Below are 16,180 nucleotides of genomic sequence, written 5' to 3'. Positions count from 1 at the left end.
TCTTTCTCCAATAAATGCTATCAAACGATATTCTCTCTGTCAGTATCCGGCCTCAGGGGGCTGAGCTTACGTCTGTTTTTCATAAGCCCTCGGGCACCGAGCATCTCTGGCAGGGCGATCCGGCCGTGTGGGGCTGGCACGCGCCCAATCTGTTTCCGGTGGTGGGTGGGTGCCTGAACAATCAGATTTGGGTAGATGGGCAGGCATACCCGATGGGTCGGCACGGCTTTACCCGGCAGTCGGTGTTTACCCTTGCCGAACACACCGATACAACGGCCCGGTTTGTGCTGACCGACTCCGACGAAACGAGGGCGTCGTACCCATACCGGTTTGTGTTTGAGATTATATACACGCTGGAGGGGGCTACGTTGGCGATCACGTACCGGGTTCGCAACACCGACGACCGTCCGGTTTTCTTTTCGGTGGGGGCACACCCGGCGTTCAACGTGCCGTTTGGGGCGAATGAGGATTTGACAGATTACTGGCTCGAATTTGAGTATACCGAGCCGTTGGAAACTCATCTGCTTTCACCCGAGGGCTATTTTACCGGTCAAACCGAGTCGATTGAGCAGGTCGATAATCGAATTCCGCTGACGAAGCATTTGTTTGATAAGGATGCGCTGGTGCTTAAAAATCTGCGCTCGCGAGAGGTGCGGATTCGGAGCAAAAACCACGACCGGGCCGTAACCGTCCGGTTCAACGATTTTCCGTATCTGGGTATCTGGGCCAAGCCCGGTGCGCCGTTTGTGTGTATTGAGCCCTGGCTCGGTTATGCCGATTCGGTGGGTGAGCCGGTGCCGTTTTCGCAGAAAGAAGCTATTCAGCAGGTGGGCGTTGGCGAGGTGTTTGAAGCCACGTTTACGATTACCCTCTAACTGAGATGTTATCTTGTTTAGAAAGATGACATTTCTAGCCAACGCATAGTCTGAAAACGTTCAAAGATGACATCTCTCCAAACGAGATGTCATCTTGTGTTAAACGCCATCAGCTCATAACCGGAGACTCCGCAGACGCAGGCTGTTGGTGACTACCGATACCGAACTGAGTGCCATAGCAGCCCCGGCCATCATGGGGTTTAACAGAAACCCGAAAGCTGGGTAAAGAACCCCGGCGGCAATTGGAATCCCGATCAGGTTGTACACAAAGGCCCAGAATAGGTTTTGCCGGATGGTTTGTACCGTGCGTTTCGAGAGCAATAAGGCTTTCGGAACGCTGTTGAGATCGGAGGTGAGCAAGGTCATTTTAGCTACGTCCATCGCAATGTCCGACCCCTTACCCATCGCCAGACTAACGTCGGCCTGCGCCAGTGCCTGTGCGTCGTTGATACCATCACCAACCATCGCCACCACCTTGCCCTGTGCCTGTAAGGCTTTAATGAACTGCCCCTTATCGTTAGGCATGGCCTCGGCCGTAAACTCGTTTATCCCAACGGCCTGAGCTACGGCGGCAGCCGTTTCGGGGTTGTCGCCTGTGAGCAAATGCACCGAGATGCCCCGTTGTTGTAATGTTCGGATAGCAGCCGCCGACGTGGGTTTGATCGGGTCAGCAATGGCGATTAGGGCCAGCAACTGGGTTTGGTCGGCGAAGTACACCACCGTTTTGGCCTGTTGCCGGAGTTGGGCTGCCTGCCCCTCGGCCGTGCTCGTATTCAGGCCCTGCTCGCGCATGAGCCGGTCGTTTCCAATCCAGTAGGTTTCTCCTTCAACGGTGCCTTTCGCGCCCCGTCCGGTCAGGCTCTCGAATTGCGTGAGTACCACCGCACCCGGTCGCACACCGGCCTCTTTTACATGCTCAACCACGGCCTCAGCCAGCGGGTGTTCTGACTGTGCTTCGAGCGATGCCAGCACAGCGTTGAGGTGGTCGACATCGGGGCGATGCCCCAGCCACACAAAATCTGTCACCACAGGTTTGCCCTGCGTGATGGTGCCCGTTTTGTCGAGTACCACGGCATCGACCCGCTGCCCCAGTTCGAGGCTTTCGGCGTCTTTAATCAGAATGTTGTGTTCGGCGCCCTTGCCAATACCGACCATAATGGCCGTGGGAGTTGCCAGACCCAGCGCACAGGGGCAGGCAATAACCAGTACCGTAACCGAGGTAAGGAGTGCTTGTGCAAAGGCGTTGCCGCCCGGTGCGTGGGCATCGCCGGCAAGTAACCACACGGCAAAGGTGAGCAGAGCAATACCCATGACGACGGGAACAAAAACGCCCGCAATTTTATCGACCAATTGCTGCACAGGGGCTTTGCTACCCTGCGCTTCCTGCACCATCCGGACAATGTGCGCCAGCATGGTGTCGTTACCGACTTTGGTGGCCCGCATCCGAAAGCTACCTTTCTGATTGATGGTACCCGCAAACAGGGCGGCTCCGGCGGTTTTGGCCACCGGGACGGGTTCGCCCGAAATCATGCTTTCGTCTACGTACGACTCACCCGTTTCGACCAGTCCATCTACCGGAATCTGCTCACCCGGCCGTACACTCAGCCAGTCGCCCACTTGTACGTCGGTTACGGGCACTTCGCGCTCGGTGCCGTCGGATTCGAGCCGGTGGACCGTTTTGGGTTGCCGGTTCATCAGTTGCCGAATGGCCGACGAGGTGTTCGACTTGGCCCGTTCTTCGAGCAGTTTACCGAGTGAAATAAACGCAACGACCACAGCGGCCGCTTCGTAGTAAACGTGCGGCATTTGCCCCCGATGGTGCCAGAACTGGGGGTAAACTGTGTTGAAGGCACTAAACAAAAAGGCAATACCGGTAGAAAGCGCCACCAAGGTGTCCATGTTGGCCCGCCCGTGCCGCCCCTGTTTCCAGGCATTGATAAAATACGACCGACCCAGCCAGAATACCACCGGTGCCGACAGTAACAGGCTGATCCAGGGTGTGTAGGCCCAATCCATGAAAAACATGCCCAGAATAACCACCGGCACCGAGAGCGCAATGGCTCCAATGGTGCGGGCTTTGAGCTGCTCATACTGGCGTTGCTGGGCCTCCTGTTGAATCTGGAGTGGGTCTTCGTCGTCGATGACGAGATCGTACCCCATCGACCGAACGGCCTGCTGGAGGGCTTCCTGCGACACGGTACGGGGGTTAAACTGCACCGAGGCTGATTGGTTGGCGTAGTTGACCGTAGCGTTGCTGACGCCGGGCGTATGCTTGAGTATCGACTCCACGCTGACGGCGCAGGCCGCGCAACTCATTTCGAGTACCGGGTACGTCTTTCGGACCTCGGTGCCAATTAGCTGAGTCATTATTCGTGTTGGTTTTTGATTAGGGCTGGGTGGCCCAGGCCCAAAGCAGTGACTACCTCACGCACGTAGATAGCACCTTGAGGAACCCGAAAATTCCGACAAGGTTAGGCTTTGGGCTTATGGGCGTTTACAGCGTTTCGGCTTTGAAACCGGCTTTCTCAACCACCTGCTTTACCTGCTCGGCGGTAGCATCGGGGGCGGTTATAGTCAAGCGTTTTTCGGGCGTAGCTGTGTTCAGTTGCCAGTTGCCCGCGCCAAAGGCTTCGTTCAGGTAAGGCGTTGCCTGTGCTTCGCAGCCGCCACATTTCATATTGGTTTTAAATTCGAGTGCCATCTGATAGATTGGTTTATGTGTAACAGATTGAGCAAGCCGGGTTTTGAGTGACCCCGGCCTGCTTGGTAAAGAACAATACAAAGGTCGGTTTTGCTCCGGTTGCGGCTGTATAGGTTTCGGGATGGAGCGTACAAGATTTAGCGAGTGTGGTCCTGAGCCAGTGGCTAAGCTTGATGGCCTTGTTACCAGAAAAAAAAGCGACCGGGGAATGAACCCGGTCGCAATAAGGTTACCCCTGCAGACAGACAGCTAATGGTGACGAAAAGGGCGTCTGAGTGCCAGAGAAAACCGGCTACTCAGACGCCCTGCTCATAGGAGGCCTTCGATAAGTTGCCGGGTATAATCCATGTAAATGCCTGCCTCCTCGGTGTTGAAGCCTGTGAGGTCGTGCAGAACGACGTTGTTCTTTACAATGATTTGTCGGGGAATGCCCTTTATATTCAGCTGGTTCGACAGAGCTGCCCCCTGATCGTAAACGGGATTGATAGCGGGTACAAAACGCTGCTTGGCAACAAGCTGTTTAAACCTTTCGAAGGAATCGGCTCTGCCCGTGTTCACTTCCACAAAAACCACCCTTGGATTTGAAATCTGCTCTCGTAGCTCAATCACATAGGGGATTTTCTTAAAGCAGTATGCACACCCGGAATCCCAAAAGTTAATCACGGCAACTTGGTCGGGGGCCAGTTTAAACGGCTTTCCGTCTGTTTGTACCAACGTAAACTGCTTCGGGAACGGACGTTGCCCGCTGGCAATACGTTCGTTGAATTGCAATCTGGGCATTATCGAAAAAGCCGTGTACAGCGTACTCAGAATCAGGAATGCCAGAGCCACATACGTAGTGGCCGATCGATTTTCTTTGAGGCTAACACCGGTAAAGAAAGCCAGTGCAAAGAATACAACCAACGTGGGCGAGAGGTATTTCAGCCCATCAAAATTGATGTAAAGCCCATATAGATGAATAAGTGTAAAGCATCCAGAAACCAGCAGGTACAGCGCTACTGGCTTTATTTTGAGCGGATTATAGGCGGTTAACAGATACCCTACGCCAAGCATCAGCCCAGACGTTACCAGAACTGGGTATCTCGTTTGCATAAACAAGAAGGTAGATTGAATACCAATTGCCAACAACAATCCGAGCAAAATGTAGAGGAAAAGTAGGGCGTATTTCATGGTTATGCCTGGGCTAATGGTGTAGAAGTAATGGGGGAACAGTAGCGTTTTTTAGACAGGGGCTTCGTATTGCCTAAAGTAATGGGCTTTTTATGAAAAAGAAATCGGTCGTTAAGTTTCTGTTTTCTTTCTACTGAGTGGTAGGAGCGTTTGTCTAACGCCCACCCCCTTTGCCGTCGTCGTTGCTGATTTTTCGGCTTTGCTTGCCCCCGCTACTCATCTGACCAAACCGGTAGCTGAACGTCAGGCGGGCCGACCGGTTGACGAGCCGGAACTGATTCGAAGCATCAAAACTCGGAGCCGACGACTCGCCCCGGATCAGGACCGACCGGTTGAAGGGGTTGGTTACGTTCAGTGTCAGGCTCGCTTTTTTGTCCCAGAACTCTTTCTTGCCCGACAGCCCGTAGAAGTACCAGGCCGTATTGGTGCCTTGCAGGCTTATCCAGCCCGTGTTGTACTGCCCCATCACCTGTACCGATACGTCTTTGGGCAGTTTGTAGGTCAGGTTTGGCCCTATGCCCATCACCCAGCCCGAATTGCGTTGGCCCAGGGCCACACTCGACAGCAGCACGTATGTCAGGTCGGTGTTGAGGCTTAGGTCGATGCGTTTGGTAGGTTGTTTACTCAGGCTCAGGTTGGCCCCGTAGCTGGCGTTACGACCAATGTTTTGGGGCGAGGTAACGGCCACACCAGCCGCATCGACGGTCGAGAGCCACTCGATAGCGTTGTTGGTTTGCCGCCAGAACACCGACGTGTTGAGCGAAAAGCCGTTTTCGCCAAAGGTGCTGTACGATACCTCGGTGGCGTGCGTAAGCTCAGGGCGCAGAAAGGGGTTACCGGTCTGAATATTCCGTGGGTCGCTGACGTTGCGGAACGGGTTGAGATACCAGATAAGCGGGCGCGAAATGCGTTGGGTGTAGGCCAGCTTGAACGTATGCTTTTTGGCAACCGTTTTGGCAACCGTAAAGCTGGGGACCAGATTGGTGTACTGACTGTTGAACTGGAATTGCTGGGTGATAAAGTCGCCACCGATGCGGGTGTGTTCGAGCCGGAGACCGGCCGATAGCGCCCATTTGTTTTTAGTGTCGAGCTTGAGCGAGCTGTAGCCTGCAAACACCCGTTGAATGTACTTGAACTCGTTGGACCGCGCCGTGTCGAAGGCGTAATCCTGCTCCAGCCCGGTAAGCGAGAGGTTGGTGGTCGATTCGCTGCCGATAAACCGTTGAATGGTTTTGGCCCCGAACTCCACTTTCAGGTTGGCCGAGTCGCGCAGTTTATAAGGGTTTGCAAAGTCGCTCTGAAGCGTAAACTCGTTGTTGCGGCTCAGGTTGGTAGTCTGCTCCAGAAACGTGGGCCGCTCCGACGCCCGGTCGAACTGATTGATGGTGTAGTAATAATTGTCGGGCATGTAGCTGTACTGCGACAGCACCGAAAACTCCTTGCCGGGCTTCGTAAACGAGCGGGTCCAGCCGAGGTTAAACTCGGCATTGCCGTAGGGGTTCCGAAACGCAATGTCGCGTCGGAAATCCTGAATTACCTGCCCCGACGTCGATACCAGTCGGCTACTCAGTTGGCTATTGTTGGGGAAGTTGCCGCCCCAGGCATTCACCGAGAAATTGAGTCGGTTAAGGGAATCGGGGTCATAATCAAGGCTCAGTTCGCTATGACCGCCCATCCCGGTGTTGTCGGCCGTGCTCCGTTGTGAGAGCTCGCTCACCGGCCGCCCATCCACAAGGGTGGTTCGGCTCTGCCCCATTTCCATAATATTACGGTACGTGTACAGGTTGCCCGATGCGCTGAGGCCTATTTTGCCCTGTTTAACCGACACGTTGCCGCCGATTGAGTTGTTGAAATTACCAGCCGTAGCGTTTACCGTGCCGTTGGTGCCCTGAAGCTGCTTTTTGGTGATGATGTTGATTACCCCCGCCGACCCTTCGGCATCGTATTTGGCACCGGGACTCGTAATCACCTCCACCGACTTGATCATGTTGGCGGGCATCTGTTTAAGGGCATCGGCCAGGTTACGGGCCATAATACTCGATGGCTTCCCGTTTACGAGTACCCGTATGTTACTACTGCCCCGCATTTTTACGTTGCCTTCGAGGTCAACGGTGAGCATAGGAACCTTCCGCAGTACATCCACGGCGGTTCCGCCCGTGTTGGTGGCGTCCACATCGGCATTGTACACCAGCTTGTCGCCCTTGTCTTCGACCAGTGCTTTTCGGGCCGTTACCACCACTTCATTGAGGCTTTTGGTGTCGGGTGCGAGGAATACCGTACCCAGGTCGACCGGGCCATTGGCGGGCACGATAGCCACATTCGGAATGATTCGGGTACGGTACCCCACAAACGAAAGGGTAATCTGGTAGACCCCCGCCGGAATGTTGTCGAGCACAAAAGCGCCTTTGTCATCAGCCGTGCCGCCCAGCAAAATTTTACGCGCACCCGTTGCCGACGTGGAGACGGCCGACGTGGATACGGCAATCGTCACATACGAAATGGGTTGGTGGGTTGTGGAGTCGGCTACGGTGCCCGTTAGTTTGCCGGTAGATGGCGTCTGGGCAAACGCGCCAAACGTGATAAAGGTGAGGACGTAAAGAAAAGCGTTCATAAAGGCTGAAGGTTGTACCCTATTGTCTGCAACAAAGGTAGAGTGCTGCAAAAGTGCCTTCGACGCTGTTAGGATAATTTAAGAATTCGTCGTGACGCCTGCCGGACTGCCGGTAAGAGCCCGGCTTAAGCCCGTGCCCTTGTGCCCAAACCGTTGGTTGCTGCCCGAAAGATGGCCAAACGGGGATGAGGGTTGCACCGGCGGTCCGGTTTAGGGAAACTATTCGTCTTCGGCGCCCAGAACCTGCCAGATCAGATCCGACTCATAGCCTTTGCTCAGGGCAAACCGAACCAGTTTTTGCTTCACCACGAGCGGGTTATCGTCGCGGATGGTCCGGCGTTTTTTGGCCAGCAGATCGGCGAGGGCAGCGCGGTAATCGTCGGGGGCTATTTCGTTCATGGCCTGATCGAGGTTGTAGCCCGTAATGCCCCGCTGTTGCAGGTGTTGCCGAATTTTGCGTTTGCCCCAGTGCTTTACCCGGAATTTGCCACCCGCAAACGACCGGGCAAACCGCCCTTCGTTGAGGTAATTCTGACTGATGAGCTCGGCAATAATCTCCTCGGCATCGTCGCCGTAGATGTCCCAGTCGTTCAGGCGGTCGCGGACTTCCTGTTGAGTTCGTTCCTGATAGGCACAAAACGAAGCGGCTTTACGGAGGGCGTCTTTGAGGTATTCGGTCATGCGATGGGTAAGAGGCCTGTGTACCAAGCTAAACAGGAACAACGGGCAAAAAGCTCCTAAAGAAGCCCGTATGTAGCCGATTGATAAATTTATTTGTTTTCATGAGTTGGGCGTCGTTATTTGATAGAACAGCGAAAGTAGCCCCAGCTGTAACTACACGGCAGCAACACATCTGCATCTTGCTGACCTGATGAGCATTGCGAAGCTTTATGGGTTCGGGGAGACGTGTAATACGCTCACCGTTCCGGCAAACATATACAGATCATGAAACGTATAAAATTCCTCGTCCTATTCGCAGTTGTCCTGTTGACTGTTAACAGCAGTTGTGAAAAAAAATGTTCTTCACCAGCAGTAAGTACTTTTTATTTAGACACTCGTGGTACGTGGCGACTTGTCAAAATTGTTTATCCAACCAGAACGCAAACGACCTTTGCCCAACCACAAACCTTGAAAATCTATTCAAGTAGCGGTCGATTGCCCGGTCCTAATGTTAGTGAAAAACTCTTTAAAGACACTACGACTACTGCTACCAATGAGTGGTTGGGAGTAGATCCAGATTGCCAGAATCGTAGCTTTGTGGTGAGTTACGATAACATTCCCCTGTTCCGAAAATACTGGATAAATGGGCCAGCCGATCAGCTACAGGCAACGGGATACGTAGCTAAAGTGGGTAGCGAAGCCGACAGTGTGCGGTACTACTATGAGTTGGTAGAAAGAAATTACTTCGACAAATAATGAAGCGTGTCATAGTTGACACGCTTTTTTCAAAACTTCAGTCCCAATTCCAGCGAGACAAGATGGTTTATTAGATAGATGCCTTAAGCAAACTGCTGCGAACGACTAAGCGAATAGGAGTTAACGAATTTACGTTAGTGTGGACGACGACAAAATTCAAGTATATGGTTACTACAGATCGTACAAACTCTGTTCAGGCGTCGCTTATCCGTCTATTTGACCGGCCGATGCAACCAACAGAGTTAGCAGACATCCATTACAATCAGAACGTGAAGATGATTTCGGGCATTCGCTGACAGAGCAAAATTGTAATCAGATACAGATCATGAAACGGATAAAATTCCTAGTCTTGTTTGCAGTTGTCCTGTTGACTGTTAACAGCAGTTGTGAAAAAAAATGTTCTTCACCAACAGCAAGTTCCTTCTTTGTACAATCTCTGGGTACGTGGCGACTTGTCAAAATTGTTTATCCAACCAGAATGCAAACGACCTTTGCCCAACCACAGACCTTGAAAATATACCCAGTTAGTGGTCGATTGCCCGGTCCTAATACAAGCGAGAAACTTATTAGAGATACCACGACTACTGCTACCAATGAGTGGTTGGGAGTAGATCCAGATTGCCAGAATCGTAGCTTTGTGGTGAGTTACGATAACATTCCCCTGTTCCGAAAGTACTGGATAAACGAGCCGGCCGATCAGGTACAGGCAACGGGTTACGTAGCTAAAGTGGGTAGCGAAGCCGACAGTGTGCGGTACTACTATGAGTTGGTGGAAAGATATTTTAAGTGACCCCCTTGGTTAGGTACTTACTTGAAGGCGTTACCTGAAATAGCTTATGTATCTTTTTTGCAAAAACAAGACACGTATTTTCCCCGTATCAGAACGGGTAGTTTTCAGGTTGCTGGTCTGGCTCCGATATGATTGTTTTGCCAGACAGATTATCTGACTGCTATATCCACACCATTTCAGTCTGGTTCGGGTGCATTATGCTGACTATGCGCCGTACTACGGTGATCTGTACCACGCCATTGGACACACCAAAAAGGCAACCGGTTTTCGTACCGATTGCCTTTTTTTATGCAGCCTAAAACTTCAGCCCCAATTCCAGCGCCACCACCCGGTTGCGCACGTGCAGGTCGCGGGGGCGGGCCACGTCGAGCAGCCCCCGCTGATAACTGAGGCTGATGTTGATAGCATTGGTCTGGCTCAACCGATACTGAAGGCCGCCCCCCAGCACCCAGGCCACATCGGCAAAGCCAAACTGCCGCCGGGTGCCTTCTTTCTGGGCTACCTGATGGTACACGTTGCGCGTGGGGTCGAGGGCTTTTTCGGCCAGTTTGACGTCGAGCAGACCGCCCGTCTGAATATAAAGCCGCGACGATGGAAGCAGGTTGTTGGCAAACAGTTTCACCGTCATCGGAATCTGCACATACTGAAGGTTATACACCGCGTACTTGGCCGGTGCGCCGGGGTTCCAGCGGGTTTCGCCATAAGAGCCCGGAATCCGGTAGCCCACCCGCTTAATGGTGTACCAAAGCCCCGAGCTAAATGCGTACCGGTCTTTAAAAAAGAAATAATCGAGCGATACCCCCACACTAGGGCGTAGGGCCGTGCCGTTTTGCATAAAACCCAGGTAGTTACCCGAACCCTCGATCCGGTTGATGGTAGCATGTGGGGCAAACCGCACGCTCATTTCAATCAGGTGACTCGGGCGCTCGTAATCAGGGTAGGCGTCATCGCGCGATTGTTGGTAGGCGCGGTCGATAGCCCGGTCGGTGCTTGTTTTTTTCTTCCGTTTCCGAAGCGGTTTTTCGTCGGTCACGGTCGCCTTGTAATCGTCGCCAAGAATTTTGCGGAAACGGCGCTCCGTAACCCGGGCCGTCGCGAATTCGTCGGTTGACGCTTGCCACTGTTGACCCCACGATTCCCCGACTGCGGCTGTCAGCGTCAAAATCAGGGTCAGGACTGCAACTTTTTCCATAAATTTGTCTGTTTTCAAGAAAGGGAGTTCACGTACCGGGTGTGTTCAGAAGGTGTCAGAACAATCAGAGACAACCGCAGTGGTGGTGTTTTTTTTGTGCTATAGCTTCGACAAGTAAACCGCCCGATGGATTAGTGAACGCCTTGTTCAGATCACTCTTTTTCGAAATAAATGCGTTTTCCAGCCGCTCTTGGGGCGCTTCTTGCTGTTTTACTGCTCAACTCCTGTGCCAAAAAGGAACAGGTTCCGCTCGACCGGCTCGATCAGGTCCTGTTTGCAGCAAAAGAGCCCGGTCAAATTCGGGAGTTTCTGACCCGAAACAAGTCAATTGCACAATTGTACTTTGGCGCGGACAACGGCCCCGATAGTTCGTTGGTTGCCGACCTGCACCATCGGGTAAACGACCCCGAACTCAACCTATTGTACAAGCAGGTTCAGGACGAGTTTCCGGAAGAAAACGAGCTGGCAGCCCAATTGGGTGAAGCCTTCGCCAATATTAAGAAAGCATACCCCGACTTTAAGCCTCCGCGCGTAGTGACTATGGTGACGGGCTTCATGGGCCCCGACCTAGTCGTGAGCGATAGCCTCGTGATTGTGGGGCTCGATTATTTTCTGGGTCCGAAGGCCAAATACCGGCCCCGTGGTCCTGAGTTTCCGCAGTACATTTTGCGCCGGTACGCCAAAGAATACATTGCCCCGACCGTGGTATTTACCCTCTCTGACGCGTTTAACAAGAATAACCCGGCCGACCAAACCATGCTGGCCGATATGGTTTACTTTGGCAAAGGCTATGTGTTTACCAAAACCATGATGCCCGCCGTAGCCGACAGCCTCGTGATTGGCTATTCCGATGTGCAGCTCACCGAAACCTACAACGCGCAGGATATGGTGTGGGCTCATTTCATTGATAAGCAGCTGATTTACGAAACACGTCCCGACATAAAGAACCGCTACATGAACGATCGGCCCTTTACGGCCGAGATTGGCCCGCGTTGCCCCGGTGCTATTGGGCGTTGGGTGGGCTGGCGCATTGTGGGTCGCTACTTCGATAAGCAAACCAACCCGTCGATTACCGACCTGATGGCGACCGACGACGCCCGGAAACTTTTTCAGGAATCGGGGTACAAAGGGCAAAAAGACGAAAATTAACACGGGCCACCGGGCACGGCAAACATATGCACCGATGCCCCTAACCCGTGACCAAATACATGGCAAAAGGACGACGAAATTTTGGCGAAGAAGCCAGTCCCGAGGACAAAAAACCGCTGAGTCGCGAGAGCATTCGGCGGGCAATCAGTATTTTCCGGTTCGTGAAGCCCTACCGGTGGCTCTATGCGCTGGGGTTTCTGTTTCTGATTCTCTCCACCACCACCACCCTCAGTTTTGGTCTGCTCATTGGGCAGATTACGAGCGTGATTCAGGGCAAATCGGAGTTTACGCTTAATCAGGTTACGCTGTTTTTTGTGGGCGTACTGGTTGCACAGGCTATTTTTTCATTTTTCCGCATCTACTTTTTCTCGCAGGTGAGCGAGCGCGCTATGGCCGATGTGCGCCGGTCGACGTACAGCAAAATCGTGACCTTGCCGATTCCGTTTTTTGAGCAGCGTCGGGTGGGCGAACTCACCAGCCGTATCTCGGCCGACGTGTCGCAGTTGCAGGATGTACTGACGCTGACCCTGGCCGAGTTGTTCCGGCAAATAGCCACGTTGCTGATCGGTACCGGCATTATCCTGTACGTATCCTGGAAACTGACCCTGTTTATGCTGGCTACGTTTCCGGTGATTATTATCGCGGCTATGGTGTTCGGGCGGTTTATCCGAACGCTGTCGAAGAAAGCGCAGGACCAACTGGCCGAAGCCAACGTGGTGGTCGAAGAAACGCTGCAATCCATCAACGTTGTGAAAGCCTTCACCAACGAGCGGTACGAAATCGGGCGGTACGGCTCGGCTCTGGCGCGGGTGGTGGGTACGGCCCTGCGGGCGGCCCGGTTCCGGGGGGCATTTGTGTCGTTTGTGATTTTTGCCCTGTTCGGGGGCATTGTTGGCGTGGTTTGGTACGGTGGTACGCTGGTTCAGGCCGGTGAGATGCCTTTTGCTGATCTGCTAACGTTCATTGTTTATACGACGTTTATCGGTGGGTCGGTAGCGGGCATGGGCGACTTGTACGCACAGCTTCAGAAAACCATCGGAGCCTCAGAACGTATTCTGGAAATTCTCGGAGAGCAGTCGGAGGTAGATGCAGATAGTGAGCAGGCGACCGTGCTGGTGCCGGTGAAGGGCAATGTAGTTTTCGAAAATGTCCGGTTCTCGTATCCATCGCGCCCTGACGTGGAGGTGCTCAAGGGTGTCTCACTGCGGGTCGATTCGGGCCGGAAAATTGCCCTGGTAGGGCAAAGTGGCGCAGGTAAATCGACCATTGTGCAGTTGCTCATGCGGTATTACCACATTGCTGGTGGAGAGATTACGGTGGACGGTCGCCGGTTGAGCGATTTCGATATTACGCACCTGCGGCAGAACATCGCCGTGGTGCCGCAGGAGGTGATGCTTTTTGGTGGCACCATCGCCGAAAATATTCAGTACGGTCGGCCCGGTGCCACCGAAGCCGAAATTCACGAAGCCGCCCGCAAAGCCAACGCGTACGGGTTTATTCAATCGTTCCCGGAAGGTTTTCAGACGGTGGTGGGCGAGCGTGGGGTTAAACTGTCGGGTGGTCAACGGCAACGAATTGCTATTGCCCGCGCTATTCTGAAAGACCCGGCTATTCTGATTCTCGACGAAGCCACCAGCTCGCTCGATGCCGAGTCGGAAAAACTGGTGCAGGAGGCTCTGGACGAGCTGATGCAAAACCGGACAACTTTGATTATTGCTCACCGGCTGGCTACTATTCGCAAGGTCGACACGATTTATGTGCTGCGCGAAGGGCAGGTAGCGGAGCAGGGCACACACGATGAACTGGCTCATCGGGAAGACGGCCTCTACGCGAATTTGGTTAAATTGCAGTTTGAAACGGGGGTAATGTATAATGAATAATGAACGATGGAGCAGGATTGTAGAATAGGCGTTTTTGTCATCCCGACGACAGGAGGGATCTTACAGTCAGCTAATTAGAAAGATCCCTCCTGTCGTCGGGATGACAAAACAAAGTTTAAACTCATTCTTCCATTATCCATTTAAAAAAATGAACGCTGCACAAACCCTCAAAGACTTTGATTTGCGGCACACACAGGGCCGCGAAGAGGTACTCAACCTGTTTCTGGGGGCCGATCATGCGCTTTCGCACGGTGATATCGAAGCAGGCCTTGGCCCCTCGCACGACCGTGTGACCATCTACCGCACCCTGCGCACGTTTCTCGAAAAAGGGATTCTGCATAAGGTGCTCGACGATGGCGGGAACCCGAAGTATGCCTTGTGCCGCGAAACCTGCGCGCAGGGGCACCATCACCACGACCATGTCCACTTCAAATGCGAAGACTGTGGGCAAACCACCTGCCTCGATCATATCCATGTACCTGCGGTAGCGTTGCCGGCTGGGTATAGTCGCAAAGAAGTTAATCTACTCATTCAGGGCGTTTGCTCGGAATGCAACAAATAAAGCCTGCTGGTTTGGAAGCATTCAACACCCGTCGACAACAGTTTTTACAAGCCGAACAAGCCGCTCAGCGTCAATATAACCAACTGGCGCTCTGGCGGCTTGTCTGGTTTCTGGGGGCTGTGGTGGCCGTGTGGGCCCTGCGCTCGGCCGACCAAACCACCGGGGCCTGGGCCGTGGCTGGTGTGGGTCTGCTTGGGTTTATGGCAATGCTGAAACGGCATATGGCCATCCGGCGCACCCGCGACCTGAACCGGCATTTGGCCTATGTAAACGAAGACGAACTGGCCCGGCTCGAACGCCGATTTCTGCGGCCCGAAACCGGCGAATCGTTTGGGAGCCCCACCCATCCGTACGTGGGCGACCTCGACGTGTTCGGCAAACTGTCGTTGTTTCGGTTGCTCAACCGCACGCACACGCACGAGGGTACGCGTCGGCTGGCCGAGTGGCTGCTGTCGCCCGCCAGCCCCGAAACCATTCATTTCCGGCAACAGGCGGCTCACGAACTGGTGCCTCAGCTCGACTGGCGGCAGACGTTCGAGGGCCTGGCCTACCTGAACGAAGCCGTAGCACGGCCGGTGGACCCGTTGCGGCACTGGGCTGTTGCGGAGGCTCCGGCCTTACCGGCTTATCTGAACGTAGCCCGGTTTCTGATGCCGCTGCTGACGGTCGCCCTGCTGGGTGCCTGGCTGGGCGGCTGGGTGTCGGGCTGGGCAGTGCTGGGTGCCATAGCTGTATCGGGGGCATTGCTCAACCGAGTGAGCGAACGGGCCAAACAGGTAAGCGAACAAACCGCCGACATTACGGCCGCTCTGGGTACGTTCCGGGAGTTGCTGGCCCATGCCGAACAGGTGCCGGGTAAAGCCGAGAGGCTCCGGCTCGTACGCGATGCCCTGACCGCCGAGAGTCAACTGGCTTCGGTGCGGGTAGGTCAACTGTCGGCGCTGGTGCAAAATTTCAACTTCCGCCGGAATCCCTATTTCTATCTTTTCGTTGGGTTGCCCGTGTTGTGGGATGTGCACTACCTCATCCGGCTCGAACGCTGGCGGCAGCAGTACGGCCCCCGGCTCGACGGCTGGTTTAAGGCACTGGCCGAACTCGAGGCCCTCAACAGTCTGGCTGGCTTTGCCTACGCGCACCCGACCTACGTCCGCCCCGACATTGTCGAAGATAACCGCCTGACTCTACAGGCTCAACAGGCGGCTCATCCGTTGCTGGCGCCCGGCAAAGGCGTGGCCAACTCATTGACACTCGACGGTAACGGCGAAACCGTGCTTATCACGGGTTCCAATATGTCGGGCAAGAGTACGTTTCTCCGAACGCTCGGGGCCAACGGGGTGCTTGCCCTGACTGGTGCCGTAGTCAGTGCCGAACGGTTTGTGATCTCGCCCGTGCGCATCTTTACCAGTATGCGCACGCAGGATTCGCTTGAAGAAAGTACCTCATCGTTTTACGCCGAACTCAAACGGCTGCAAACGCTGATTCGGTTGGCGGGGCAGCCCGACGGCATACCGGTACTGTATTTTCTGGACGAAATCCTGAAAGGCACCAACTCCGCCGACCGGCATCGGGGAGCCGAAGCTCTTATCCGGCAGTTGCACCAAACATCGGCGTCGGGCTTTGTATCAACACACGACCTCGAACTGGGGCAGCTTACTCATCCTGACGGAACTCCGCTCCATTTTGTACGGAACTACCATTTCCAGTCCGATATTCGCGACGGCAAACTGCTGTTCGACTACCAATTGCGCGACGGCATTTGCCAGAGTTTCAACGCCAGTCAGCTGATGCGTTCTATCGGCATCGACATGGATCTGGCTAATCATTAACCGATTGT

At 54.0% G+C, this 16,180-nt stretch carries 13 protein-coding genes; 7 read left to right on the top strand and 6 right to left on the bottom strand.

Features of this window, described 5'->3' with window-relative positions:
• Positions 1-14 precede the first annotated feature (14 nt).
• Positions 15-875, top strand: a complete 861-nt coding sequence (locus tag F5984_RS05245; RefSeq protein WP_152123249.1) for an aldose 1-epimerase family protein — start codon at positions 15-17, stop codon at positions 873-875.
• 114 nt (positions 876-989) lie between these two features.
• On the opposite strand, the gene F5984_RS05240 is transcribed toward F5984_RS05245, so the two are convergent.
• The 5 genes from F5984_RS05240 to F5984_RS05220 form a co-directional block, all read right to left on the bottom strand.
• Positions 990-3,242 (bottom strand): heavy metal translocating P-type ATPase, encoded by a 2,253-nt coding sequence (locus F5984_RS05240; protein ID WP_152123248.1) that lies wholly within the window; start codon positions 3,240-3,242, stop codon positions 990-992.
• 127 nt (positions 3,243-3,369) lie between these two features.
• Positions 3,370-3,576, bottom strand: a complete 207-nt coding sequence (locus F5984_RS05235; protein WP_019989597.1) for a heavy-metal-associated domain-containing protein — start codon at positions 3,574-3,576, stop codon at positions 3,370-3,372.
• Between the two features lie 309 nt (positions 3,577-3,885).
• Positions 3,886-4,668, bottom strand: a complete 783-nt coding sequence (locus F5984_RS05230; RefSeq protein WP_185155428.1) for a TlpA family protein disulfide reductase — start codon at positions 4,666-4,668, stop codon at positions 3,886-3,888.
• Between the two features lie 232 nt (positions 4,669-4,900).
• A complete protein-coding gene (locus F5984_RS05225; protein ID WP_152123246.1) occupies positions 4,901-7,357 on the bottom strand; it encodes a TonB-dependent receptor domain-containing protein in 2,457 nt (818 codons plus the stop codon).
• 219 nt (positions 7,358-7,576) lie between these two features.
• The gene (locus F5984_RS05220; protein ID WP_152123245.1) at positions 7,577-8,038 is read right to left on the bottom strand and encodes a regulatory protein RecX; all 462 of its coding nucleotides are present in this window, start codon (positions 8,036-8,038) and stop codon (positions 7,577-7,579) included.
• 447 nt (positions 8,039-8,485) lie between these two features.
• Between F5984_RS05220 and F5984_RS05215 the strand changes: the two genes are divergently transcribed.
• Both F5984_RS05215 and F5984_RS05210 read left to right on the top strand, forming a co-directional pair.
• A complete protein-coding gene (locus F5984_RS05215; protein ID WP_152123244.1) occupies positions 8,486-8,773 on the top strand; it encodes a hypothetical protein in 288 nt (95 codons plus the stop codon).
• 478 nt (positions 8,774-9,251) lie between these two features.
• Positions 9,252-9,563: a hypothetical protein gene (locus F5984_RS05210; protein ID WP_152123243.1), complete on the top strand. Its 312-nt coding sequence runs from the start codon at positions 9,252-9,254 to the stop codon at positions 9,561-9,563.
• 295 nt (positions 9,564-9,858) lie between these two features.
• Here the strand turns inward: F5984_RS05210 and F5984_RS05205 are convergent, their stop codons facing one another.
• Entirely contained in the window at positions 9,859-10,755 is an 897-nt protein-coding gene (locus tag F5984_RS05205; RefSeq protein ID WP_152123242.1) for a porin family protein, read from the bottom strand.
• Positions 10,756-10,926: 171 nt separating this feature from the next.
• Here F5984_RS05205 and F5984_RS05200 point away from each other — a divergent pair, with 171 nt between their 5' ends.
• The 4 genes from F5984_RS05200 to F5984_RS05185 all read left to right on the top strand — a co-directional run bounded on the left by F5984_RS05200 (position 10,927) and on the right by F5984_RS05185 (position 16,172).
• Positions 10,927-11,904, top strand: coding sequence for a gliding motility protein GldB-related protein (locus F5984_RS05200; protein WP_152123241.1), 978 nt, complete (start codon positions 10,927-10,929; stop codon positions 11,902-11,904).
• Between the two features lie 59 nt (positions 11,905-11,963).
• The gene (locus F5984_RS05195) at positions 11,964-13,784 is read left to right on the top strand and encodes an ABC transporter ATP-binding protein (protein WP_152123240.1); all 1,821 of its coding nucleotides are present in this window, start codon (positions 11,964-11,966) and stop codon (positions 13,782-13,784) included.
• A 148-nt stretch (positions 13,785-13,932) separates the two neighbouring features.
• Complete coding sequence (locus tag F5984_RS05190) at positions 13,933-14,346, top strand: Fur family transcriptional regulator (RefSeq protein ID WP_152123239.1); 414 nt, start codon at positions 13,933-13,935, stop codon at positions 14,344-14,346.
• A gap of 11 nt (positions 14,347-14,357) precedes the next feature.
• Positions 14,358-16,172 (top strand): MutS-related protein, encoded by a 1,815-nt coding sequence (locus F5984_RS05185; protein ID WP_246168840.1) that lies wholly within the window; start codon positions 14,358-14,360, stop codon positions 16,170-16,172.
• The last annotated feature ends 8 nt before the right edge of the window (positions 16,173-16,180 follow it).

The sequence above is a fragment of the Rudanella paleaurantiibacter genome, from assembly GCF_009184635.1.
Lineage (GTDB): Bacteria > Bacteroidota > Bacteroidia > Cytophagales > Spirosomataceae > Rudanella > Rudanella paleaurantiibacter.
Note: the sequence above shows the minus strand (reverse complement) of the source record. Positions and strands in the feature narration are given on the sequence as shown.